General features: G+C 66.1%; 10 protein-coding genes. 8 read left to right on the top strand and 2 right to left on the bottom strand.

Going from position 1 to position 10,442, the window contains the following annotated elements; genetic code table 11:
* Positions 1-479 precede the first annotated feature (479 nt).
* The 6 genes from rsmD to GIW57_RS07180 all read left to right on the top strand — a co-directional run bounded on the left by rsmD (position 480) and on the right by GIW57_RS07180 (position 5,310).
* Positions 480-1,058 carry a 16S rRNA (guanine(966)-N(2))-methyltransferase RsmD gene (gene rsmD, locus GIW57_RS07205; RefSeq protein ID WP_236509712.1) on the top strand — a complete coding sequence of 193 codons (579 nt, stop codon included), beginning with the start codon at positions 480-482 and terminating at the stop codon, positions 1,056-1,058.
* A gap of 26 nt (positions 1,059-1,084) precedes the next feature.
* A complete protein-coding gene (gene coaD / locus GIW57_RS07200) occupies positions 1,085-1,594 on the top strand; it encodes a pantetheine-phosphate adenylyltransferase (RefSeq protein ID WP_008267036.1) in 510 nt (169 codons plus the stop codon).
* 78 nt (positions 1,595-1,672) lie between these two features.
* Entirely contained in the window at positions 1,673-2,164 is a 492-nt protein-coding gene (locus GIW57_RS07195; protein WP_089240385.1) for a hypothetical protein, read from the top strand.
* A 132-nt stretch (positions 2,165-2,296) separates the two neighbouring features.
* On the top strand, positions 2,297-2,578 hold the full coding sequence (locus tag GIW57_RS07190) for a YfhL family 4Fe-4S dicluster ferredoxin (protein WP_025878828.1): 282 nt from the start codon (positions 2,297-2,299) through the stop codon (positions 2,576-2,578).
* Positions 2,575-4,302 (top strand): gamma-glutamyltransferase, encoded by a 1,728-nt coding sequence (ggt, locus tag GIW57_RS07185; protein WP_100464893.1) that lies wholly within the window; start codon positions 2,575-2,577, stop codon positions 4,300-4,302. Before GIW57_RS07190 ends, ggt begins: the two co-directional genes overlap by 4 nt.
* Positions 4,303-4,422: 120 nt before the next feature.
* On the top strand, positions 4,423-5,310 hold the full coding sequence (locus GIW57_RS07180) for an MBL fold metallo-hydrolase (RefSeq protein WP_236509705.1): 888 nt from the start codon (positions 4,423-4,425) through the stop codon (positions 5,308-5,310).
* A gap of 254 nt (positions 5,311-5,564) precedes the next feature.
* On the opposite strand, the gene GIW57_RS07175 is transcribed toward GIW57_RS07180, so the two are convergent.
* Together GIW57_RS07175 and upp are read right to left on the bottom strand one after the other, a co-directional pair.
* Complete coding sequence (locus GIW57_RS07175) at positions 5,565-5,858, bottom strand: PsiF family protein (RefSeq protein WP_236509703.1); 294 nt, start codon at positions 5,856-5,858, stop codon at positions 5,565-5,567.
* Positions 5,859-5,976: 118 nt separating this feature from the next.
* The gene (upp, locus tag GIW57_RS07170; protein ID WP_025878832.1) at positions 5,977-6,609 is read right to left on the bottom strand and encodes a uracil phosphoribosyltransferase; all 633 of its coding nucleotides are present in this window, start codon (positions 6,607-6,609) and stop codon (positions 5,977-5,979) included.
* A gap of 153 nt (positions 6,610-6,762) precedes the next feature.
* Here upp and GIW57_RS07165 point away from each other — a divergent pair, with 153 nt between their 5' ends.
* Together GIW57_RS07165 and GIW57_RS07160 are read left to right on the top strand one after the other, a co-directional pair.
* Positions 6,763-9,315, top strand: coding sequence for a TonB-dependent receptor (locus GIW57_RS07165; protein ID WP_236509701.1), 2,553 nt, complete (start codon positions 6,763-6,765; stop codon positions 9,313-9,315).
* Positions 9,315-10,433 (top strand): phytase, encoded by a 1,119-nt coding sequence (locus GIW57_RS07160; RefSeq protein ID WP_236509699.1) that lies wholly within the window; start codon positions 9,315-9,317, stop codon positions 10,431-10,433. Before GIW57_RS07165 ends, GIW57_RS07160 begins: the two co-directional genes overlap by 1 nt.
* Positions 10,434-10,442 lie beyond the last annotated feature (9 nt).

The raw sequence follows: 10,442 nt of genomic DNA, 5'->3' as shown, positions 1-10,442 counted from the left end.
GGGGAGAGGAAAAGAGGAAGGGGGGGAGTCGGGGGGGGGGGGGGGGGGGGGGGGGGGGGGGGCACGCACCATCGCCCCTGCGGGGGGGGTGGGGGGGCCCAATGAAGGCCCAAGGCGTCCCCGCACTCCGACACCGCCCCGCCTCTGACAGGTTCACTCGGCTGTTGGTAGGTGTCGACCTTGGTCGACACATCTGTCAGATATCGAAATAAATCTGGGACCCGAAGAGCCGTTCGACAGATCGCAGGAAACTGTCGAAGGCGGGGTGGGTCCGGTTGAGGGGGCGTGAGCCGCATGGATGCGGCGACCGAGCTTACATGGACGTACTTGCAGCGGCCCCCTCAACCGGACCCACCCCGCCAACCCACAGGAAACCAGCTTTTGACGTTGCTTCGGCCTCTGCGGGTTCCGGGCGCCGCCCGGACGACTACAATCCCGCTCATGCTGAAATTCTCGAATACCTCCCGCCAGGGGCGCCGATGAGCGGCCGTGGTGGCAATGACGGCCAGGTCCGCATCATCGGCGGGCGCTGGCGCAATACCCGGCTGCCGGTGCCGACCCTGCCGGGCCTGCGGCCCAGCAGCGACCGCGTACGCGAAACCCTGTTCAACTGGCTGATGCCCAAGCTGGGCGGGGCACGCGTACTGGACCTGTTCGCCGGCAGCGGCGCGCTGGGCCTGGAAGCTGTCTCGCGCGGTGCCGCGCATGCCACCCTGGTCGAGCGCGATGCGCAACTGGCGCGCAATCTGTCCGCTGCCGTAGCCAAGCTGCAGGCGGGCGACAGCGTCACGGTCGCCCAGGCCGACGCGCTGCGCTGGCTGCAGGCTGCGCCGGCGCAGCAGGCCGATCTGGTGTTCATCGACCCGCCGTTCGCCGATGGCCTGTGGCAGGACGTGCTGGCCCAGCTGCCGCGGCACCTGGCCGCCGATGCCTGGCTGTACTTGGAGTCGCCGGCCAGCCACGTGCCGGTGCTGCCCCCGGAGTGGCTGCTGCACCGCGATGGCAGCACCCGCGAGGTGCGCTTTGCCCTGTACCGCCGCGCCACTGCTACACTTTGACCTCATCTGAACATCTGCAACCGCCCATGACCGTGGCCAACCGCCGCATCGCCGTCTATCCCGGCACGTTCGACCCCATCACCAACGGTCACATCGACCTGGTGAGCCGGGCCGCGCCGCTGTTTGAAAAGGTCGTGGTGGGCGTGGCACAGAGCCCCTCGAAGGGACCGGCACTGCCGCTGGAACAGCGCGTGCAGCTGGCGCGTGGCGCCCTGGGCCACCACAGCAACGTCGAGGTCATCGGCTTCGATACGCTGTTGGCCCATTTTGTACGTTCGGTGCAGGGCGGGGTGCTGCTGCGCGGTCTGCGCGCGGTGTCCGACTTCGAGTACGAATTCCAGATGGCGAGCATGAACCGCCACCTGATCCCGGAGGTCGAGACCCTGTTCCTGACCCCGGCCGAGCAGCACAGCTTCATCTCGTCCTCGCTGGTCCGCGAGATCGCACGCCTGGGTGGCGATGTGTCCGGCTTCGTGCCGGCCGCCGTGCTCGAGGCGCTGCGCAAGGTCCGCGAAGCGAAGTCGGCGCAGTCGTAAGCCCTGCCCAGCAGTAGATCCTGTAGTACCACGCACCCCATTACGCACACCAACACGCAACATTCCGGGAGGAAACCCATGAACAACACCATGCGCGCGATGCTGATCGCCTCGTTTGCCCTGGCTTTCACCGCCTGCAAGAAGGAAGAAGCCGCTCCGGTCGACGAAGCCAAGCAGGCGCTGGTCGCCCCGGCCAAGGAAGACGACGCAGGCTGGAAGAAGTACCTGCAGGAAGTGGCCATCCAGAACATGGGCAACATCACCAACAGCCCGTTCCTGTACTACCTCTCGCCGGAAACCGACCCGGACTTCCAGGCCAAGTACGAGCGCCAGACCGAAAGCGCGACCCAGGCCGTGGCCCGTGGCGTGCAGCCGGGCAACATGCTGGCCTTCGGTTCGTCGGCCTCGGGCAAGATGGCTGACATGATCCAGGTCGTGTTCAAGGACGTCTCGCCGGATTCGATGAAGGGCGTGCGCGTCGTCTTCATCGGCCAGTCCGCCGACAACGCCCGCGTGCAGGCCGTGGTCCAGCCGACCGGTGCCGAGTACATTTTCGTCGAAGCCAAGTAAGACCGAGCCGAGGCGGTCGTGCTGCGGCACGACCCGGGCGGCGCCCTGTGATGGGCGCCGCTGATGACCTGACCGGCCCGCGCGCCCGCGCAGGCCGGTCCTTGTCCCAAGGCGCGGGCGTGGAGTATCGCCATGTCGCTGAAAATCAATGAGCTCTGCGTCAACTGTGACGTATGCGAGCCGGCCTGCCCGAACCAGGCCATCACGATGGGTGAAACCATCTACGTGATCGACCCCGCCCGCTGTACCGAGTGCGTGGGCCATTTCGACGAACCGCAGTGCGTGGTCGTCTGCCCGGTCGAATGCATCGACCCCGATCCGGACATCGTCGAAACCGAAATCGAGCTGCTGGCCAAGCTGCGCCAACTGCAGCACGATCATCCCGAACTCTATGCGGAGCCCCCATCCGAATGAAGCCGTTCGCCCGCCCCTTGTTGTTGCTCGGCCTGCTGCTGAGTTCCGTCGCCTGGGCTGATGCCCCGGTCCGTGCCGAGCGCCCTGATGGCGCGGCCATCGCCAGCGGCCACGCTTTGGCCACCCAGGCCGGTGTCGACATCCTGGCCCAGGGCGGCAACGCCTTCGACGCGGCGGTGGCGGTGTCCTCGACCCTGGCCGTGGTCGAGCCGATCAGCTCCGGACTGGGCGGCGGCGGCTTCTTCCTGCTGCACGATGCGGCGACCGGCAAGGACGTGATGCTGGACGCGCGCGAGACAGCGCCGGCCGCCGCCACGCCGCAGGCCTTCCTCGACAAGAAGGGCGACCTGGACCGCGACCGCTCGGTCAACGGCCCGTGGTCGGCCGGCATTCCCGGCCTGCCGGCGGCGCTGGTCGAACTGTCGGCCAAGCACGGCAAGCTGCCGCTGGCGGCCTCGCTGCAGCCGGCGATCCGTATCGCCCGCGATGGCTTCCCGGTGTATGAGCGCATGGCCAAAGGCTATGCCTCGCGCCGTGAAGTGATGGAGCGTTATCCCGGTACGCGCGAGGTCTACCTGCGCAATGGCAAGCCGATCGCCACCGGTGACCTGTTCAAGCAGCCGGAACTGGCGCAGACCCTGGAACGCCTGGCAGCCGGCGGCTTCGATGGCTTCTACAAGGGCCAGACCGGCAAGCTGCTGCTGGCCGGCGTGAAGCAGGCCGGTGGCAAGTGGACCGCCGAGGAACTGGCCGGCTACCGCGTCAAGCAGCGTGCGCCGATCGTCTTCAACTACAACGGCTGGAAGATCACCACCGCGCCGCCGCCGTCCTCCGGTGGCATCGCTCTGGCCAGCATGCTGCAGATCCTGGAAGGCTGGGACATCAAGCAGATGGATGCGGCGCACCGCACCCATCTGGTGGTCGAGTCGATGCGCCGTGCCTACCGGGACCGCACCTTCTTCCTCGGCGATCCGGATTTCGTGCAGATCCCGCAGAAGGTGCTGGCCAGCAAGGATTACGCGCAGGGCCTGCGTGCCACCATCCACCCGGAGAAGGCCACCCCCAGCGACCTGCTGTCGGGCAACCCGACGCCGCTGGAAGATGACGAGACCACCCATTTCTCGATTATCGACCGTGACGGCAACCGTGTCGGCGCCACCCAGACCGTCAACCTGCTGTACGGCTCGGGCCTGATTCCGAAGGGAACGGGTGTGCTGCTGAACAACGAGATGGACGACTTCGCGCTGAAGCCGGGCACGCCCAACGCCTTTGGCGTGATGGGCTACGCCGCCAATGCACCGAAAGCGGGCAAGCGCATGCTCAGCTCGATGACGCCGACGTTCATGGAGAACGACGACAAGGTGATCGTGCTGGGCACGCCGGGCGGCAGCCGCATCATCACCATGGTGCTGCTGGGCATCCTCGGCTACGACGCTGGCCTGGATGCGCAGCAGGTCGCCGCGCTGCCGCGCTACCACCACCAGTGGCTGCCGGACCTGATCGAAGCCGAGAGCAACGCTTTCGACGCTGCGACCATCAAGCAGCTGCAGGCGATGGGCCACAAGATCGATCTGCCGGGCGAGGTCGCCGCCGGTGGCCGTGGTTCCAGCCATGTGTGGGGCAACCTGCAGACGGTGGAGTGGGACCGCAAGGCCAACAAGCTGTTTGGCGGCAGCGATCCGCGCAACCCGGTCGGCAGCGCCCAGGTCGTGCCGGCTCCCTGATCCGGCGATAGCGCCGGGCCATGCCCGGCGGACGCAGACCTGAGAACCCCGCCCGCAACGGCGGGGTTTTTCATTTTTCCGCTAGCGATTATTTAACGAGCGGCGACCGATAATTGCGCCATGAAACTATGGTCGATCCGCGGTAATACCCAGCGCCTGGACGGCGGTGCGATGTTCGGCAATGCGCCGCGTGCGTTGTGGGAGAAATGGGCAGCGCCAGACGAGCTCAATCGCATCGAGCTGGCTTGCCGCGCGTTGTTGGCGAGCCCGCTGGAAGGCAAAACGGTGCTGTTCGAAACCGGCATCGGTGCGTTTTTCGATCCGCGCATGCGCGAGCGCTATGGCGTGCAGGAAAGCCAGCATGTGCTGATCGATTCACTGCGCGAAGCCGGCTTCGAGCACGAAGACATCGATGTGGTGGTGCTCAGCCATCTGCATTTCGACCATGCCGGTGGCCTGCTGGCGGCGTGGCGCGAAGGCCGTGAACCGGAACTGCTGTTCCCCAATGCGACGTACGTGGTCGGTGCGCAGCATTGGCAGCGCGCGTTGCAGCCGCACCCGCGCGACCGTGCCAGCTTCATTCCGGAACTGCCGGGCCTGCTGCAGGCCAGTGGGCGCCTGGAAGTGGTGGAGGGTGAGTATTCGAAGGTGCTCGGCCACAGCGTGCGTTTCAGCTACAGCGACGGCCACACGCCGGGGCTGATGCTGGCCGAGATCGTGGGGCAGGGACGCGCAGGCGCAGGGGCGCACGGCGGCGTGGTGTTCTGCGCCGATCTGATTCCCGGTCGTTCCTGGGTGCACGTGCCGATCACGATGGGCTACGACCGCAATGCCGAGCTGCTGATCGACGAGAAGCGGCAGTTCCTGGAAGACAAGCTGGCGCGCAACGTGCATCTGTTCTTCACCCATGATCCGCAGGTTGCGCTGGCGCAGGTCGGGCGGGATGAGAAGGGGCGGTTCGTTACGCTGCATGAGCAGGGCGAGCTGAAGGCGCGGGCGTTGGGGTGAGGTTTGCCGGCAGGGCTGCGCCCTGCACCTGCCGAATCAACGGCAACAGCAACAGCAACAGCAACAGCAACAGCGGGCTATCCGTGGGGTGGCGGGGCGGTGTCGGATGGCGGGGACGCCGCAAGTACGTCCTTGTAGGCTCAGCCGCGCCATCCATGGCGCGGATGCCCCGCAATCCGACACCGCCCCGCCTTCGACAGTTTTCCGGTGGCCAGTAGATCCACGCCATGCGTGGATGGACTTTTTCGCCGTGCTTACGATGCTCTCAGGCAGCTGCTCATGAAAGTCTTGCGGGCGTCGCCGGCGAGCTTCCTGGTGGCGGCGTCGGCGTTGCACTTCTTCATGCGTTCCTGCGGCGTGGTGGGGGCTGCCGGAGCGGCTGCGTGCGCGCTCAGGCACGTGCTCTGCGCGGACTTGTAGGCGTCGCCTTTCAGCCCTTTGTTCTTGGCCGAACAGTCGGCCATGCGCTGCTGTTGCGGGGTGGCTGCGTTGGCGGCAAGCGGGAGGCTGAGCAGCAGGGCGGCGGCGAGCAGGAATGATGCTTTCACGGTGGCTCCAGGGCAGGGCGGGTGCGCGGAGCATTCGCCCGTCGCCGCAAAGCCGGCGTGAAGGTGCCTGGAGCAGGTGGAGCACTTCCTTTCGGAAGCGCTCCGACCCCGGTCGATCTCAGCCCACGCGGGTGCCGAAGATGCGGTCGCCGGCATCACCCAGGCCCGGCAGGATGTAGCCCTTGTCGTTGAGCTGCGCGTCGATCGCGGCGGTGTAGATCTCCACGTCCGGGTGGACGGCCTTCACCGCTTCGATGCCCTCCGGTGCGGCAACCAGGAAGATGCCCTTGATCCGGCGGGCACCGGCGCGCTTGAGCATGTCGATGGTGGCGATCAGGGTGCCGCCGGTGGCCAGCATCGGGTCGAGGATCAGCGCATCGCGCTCTTCCAGGCGGCCGGTCAGGCGCTCGAAGTAAGGCACCGGCTGCAGGGTTTCTTCATCGCGCTGCAGGCCGACCACGCTGACGCGGGCGGCCGGGATCAGCGACAGCACGCCGCTGAGCATGCCCAGGCCGGCGCGCAGGATCGGTACCACGGTGATCTTGGCGCCGGCGATGCGCTGCACGGTGACCGGGCCGGACCAGCCCGGCAGGGTGTGCGGCTCGGTTTCCAGGTCGGCGGTGGCCTCGTAGGCCAGCAGCGTGCCAAGTTCGTTGGCCAGTTCGCGGAAATCCTTGGTGCTGAGCGCGGCGTTGCGCATCAGGCCGATCTTGTGCTGCACCAGCGGGTGGCGCACTTCGACGATCTTCATGGGAGGGTCTGGCAGAAGGGGAGAGCCCCATTTTAAGCGGAATGCGCGGTGGTGCCGAGCCGGGTCCGGCAGGCCAGGCTCCACCGGTGTCATGCCCATGCAACCTCGCGGACATACCGTGCTGACCCAATCTTTACACCGTTGGGGATAGCTGTGCAGAAGAAGAACACGTTGGGCCTGGCAATCAGCCTCTCGCTGCTGGTGACGGCCAGCCCGTCGGTGCTGGCAGCCGAAACCGCTGCAGCGGCCGGCAGCGGCGCTGCGGCGACCGATCTGGACCGCATCGAAGTACGTGCGCAGCTGGAATCGCAGGTACGCGCGGTTGACCTCAAGCGCAGCAGTGATGCCATTGAAGACGCCGTGTCTTCCGACGCGCTGGGCCAATACCCGGACAAGAACGTGGCCGAGTCGCTGCAGCGCCTGCCGGGCATCAGCGTGACCCGCGACCAGGGCGAAGGCCGTTTCGTGGTGGTGCGTGGCCTGGACGCCAACCTCAACAGCGTCAGCGTCGACGGCATCGCCATCGGCACCCCGGAAGATTCCAGCCGTGCGGCGCCGCTGGATGTGATTCCGTCCGATTCGACCGAGCGCTTGCGCGTGGTCAAGTCGCCGACCCCGGACATGCCGGGCGACGCCATCGGCGGCGCGATCCTGGTTGAATCGGCCTCGGCCTTCGATCGTGACGGCCGCAGCCTGCGCGGCAAGATCGAAGCCAGCCACCAGCAGCTGTCCGGCGAAACCAGCCCGAAGGCCGCTTTCAACTACAGCGAAGTGTTCAACGACACCTTCGGCGTGGCGCTGGGCGTGAACTACCAGAAGCGCAAGTTCGAATCGGACAACACCGAAGTGGAGTACGACGGCGAAGACGATGCCGCGCCGGGCGATGTCACCGCGATCAACCTGCAGCACCGCAAGTATGAGATCGAGCGCAAGCGCATCGGCGCCAACCTCAACCTGGACTGGCACCCGAACGATGACAGCAAGTACTACCTGCGTGCGCTGTACAGCCAGTTCGATGATGCCGAAACCCGCCAGCGTGTGATCTTCAATTTTGACGACGCGAAAATGGTCAAGACCGCTACCGACCAGTATCGCCTGGATGGCATGCCGAAGGATTCCATCGACAAGCGCATGCGCTACCGCACCAAGGAAGAGAACACCTTCGCGGCCAGCCTGGGTGGCGAGAACAAGCTGACCAACGCGGTGGTAGATTACAAGCTCGGCTTCACCCGTACCGAAGAGCGGGTGAACGATGAAATGGAGGCGCGCTTCAAGCTCAACGGCAAGGCATTCAACGGCACGCTGGACCAGAGCAGCCGCCTGCCGAGTTACAGCTTCGACAATGCGCAGTGGCTGGACAATGCGAACTACGCGTTCGATCGCATCGTGCTCTCGCCCAAGCAGGTGAACGACAAGGAACACAGCGCGCAGGTGAACGTGCGCTTCGACGGCGACAACAGCAGCATCAAGTTCGGCCTGCTGGGGCGCTGGCGCGACCGCGACGTCAACGTCGACGAAAGCGAACTGCGCGTCGGCCCGAAGATTGCCCTGTCCAGCTGGACCACCGGCTCGCCCGATCACCGCCACGGCACCCTGGGTGACGGCATGGATTCGGATGCCATGCGCGCGTACTGGGCGGCCAACGGCGGCCAGTTCAGCGCCCGTCCGCAGGACGTCGGCGCCAATGCGATGACCTCGCTGGAAGAGGACTACACCGCCAGCGAAGACATCTTCGCCAGCTACGCCATGGGCACCTGGGATGTCGGTGCGCTGCGCATCATCGGCGGCGTGCGCGTGGAAAACACCCGCTTCAAGGCCGAGGGTAACCAGGTCGATGTGGCTGCCAACGGGCGCAGCTACACCGTGACCCCGCGCGTGGCCAACAGCAGCTACACCAACGTGCTGCCGGGCCTGCACCTGCGCTACGACGCGGCCGATGACTGGGTGCTGCGTGCCTCGGCCAACAAGACGGTTTCGCGCCCGTCCTTCGGCGATATCTCGCCGCGCGTCGGCTACAGCCGTGGCGACGAGGAAGTGCGCCTGGGCAACCCGGAGCTGGATCCGTACGAGTCGAAGAACATCGATCTGTCGGTGGAGAAGTACCTCGGCAGCACTGGCATCGTCTCGCTCGGTCTGTTCCACAAGTCCATCGACGGTTACATCGTCGAGACGGTACGCACCAACGATCCGGCGTACGGCGGTTTCGACGTGAGCCAGCCGATCAACGGCCGCAAGGCCACGGTGCGTGGTGCGGAGCTGAACTGGCAGCAGCAGCTGGCCTTCCTGCCCGCCGGCCTGGACGGCCTGCTGGTGGGCGCCAGCGGTACCTGGCTGGACACCGAATTCGATGCGGGCATCGAGGATCGCGTCGGTGAGGACTTCACCTTGCCGCGCGCCTCCAAGCACGTGTACAGCGCACACATCGGCTATGAAAAGTACGGGCTCAGCACGCGTCTGGCGGCGGTGTACCGCAGCGAGTACCTGGACACCATCGGCAAGGGCCGTGCGTTCGATATCTACGTGGCACCCAACACCCAGCTCGACTTCTCGCTGGACTACAAGTTCAACGCGAACGTGAGCCTGTACTTCGAAGCGCAGAACCTGCTGGACAAGCCGTTGGAGCTGTACCAGGGCACGCGCTCGCGCACCCTGCAGCTGGAAGAGTACGGCCGCACCTACGCCGTTGGCCTGAAGGTGGCACTGTGATGGTGCGCGGCATGACCCTGGTGGCCGCCTCGCTGGCAGCCGTTCTTGCCGCCGGCTGCACGCCGGCAGCGGACAAGGCGCCGGCAGCGGCTGCAGCGACGGGCGCCGTGGCACCCGTCGAGCGCAAGGTGGCGACCATCGCCGAGGCGTTCCTGACTCCGATGACCCCGGCCGACAACATCGATTCGCCGGCCTCCTGGCAGGCAACGGATGGCAAGACCTGGCTGATCGCCACGGCCAAGGCCACCGACAAGCTGGTGGTCTACGACGGCAGCAATGGCCAGCATCTGCGTGACGTCGGCAGCACCGGCACCGGTCTGGGCCAGTTCGATCGTCCCAATGGCATCGCAGTGACCGATGACCTGCTGTGGATCGTCGAGCGCGACAACCACCGTGTGCAGGTGCTTTCACTGCCGGACTTCGCTCCGTTGGCTACCTTCGGTGCCGACGACCTGCGCAAGCCCTACGGCCTGTGGGTCGACCGCCGAACCGACGGCTACAGCGTCTACGTCACCGACTCCTGGGACAACGGCGAGGACGCACAGGGCAAGGACATCCTGCCGCCGCTGGCGGAGCTGGACAAGCGCGTGCGCCAGTACCACGTGACCCGCGAAGGCTCGAAGATCAATGCAACGCTCACCGCCAGCATCGGAGATACCAGCGAAGCCGGCGCGCTGCGCGTGGTCGAATCGATCTGGGGTGATCCTGCCAATGATCGCCTGCTGATCGCCGAAGAGGACGAAAGCTACGCCAGCGAATTCAAGGTCTACACCCTGGCCGGGCGCTTCACCGGCACTACCTTCGGCCGCGACGTGTTCAAGGCGCAGGCCGAAGGCGTGATGCTGCGCACCTGCGGCAAGGACGGCTGGTGGATCACTACCGAGCAGGGCAAGCAGCGCAGCGTGTTCCATCTGTTCGACCGCCATACGCTGAAGCCGGTGGGCGCGTTCCAGGGCAATACCGTGGCCAACACCGATGGCATCTGGATGATGCAGCAGCCGACGCCGCGGTTCCCGCACGGTGCGTTGTATGCGGTGCACGATGACCAGGGCGTGGTGGCCTTCGACTGGGAGAGCATTGCCAAGCAGTTGGCCCTGCCGCTGGAGTGTGGTTCGTGAGCGCGCGTT

The sequence above is a fragment of the Stenotrophomonas sp. PA-6-5C genome, from assembly GCF_021605635.1.
Taxonomy (GTDB): Bacteria; Pseudomonadota; Gammaproteobacteria; order Xanthomonadales; family Xanthomonadaceae; genus Stenotrophomonas; species Stenotrophomonas lactitubi.
This window is presented reverse-complemented; position numbering and strand designations above follow the sequence as displayed.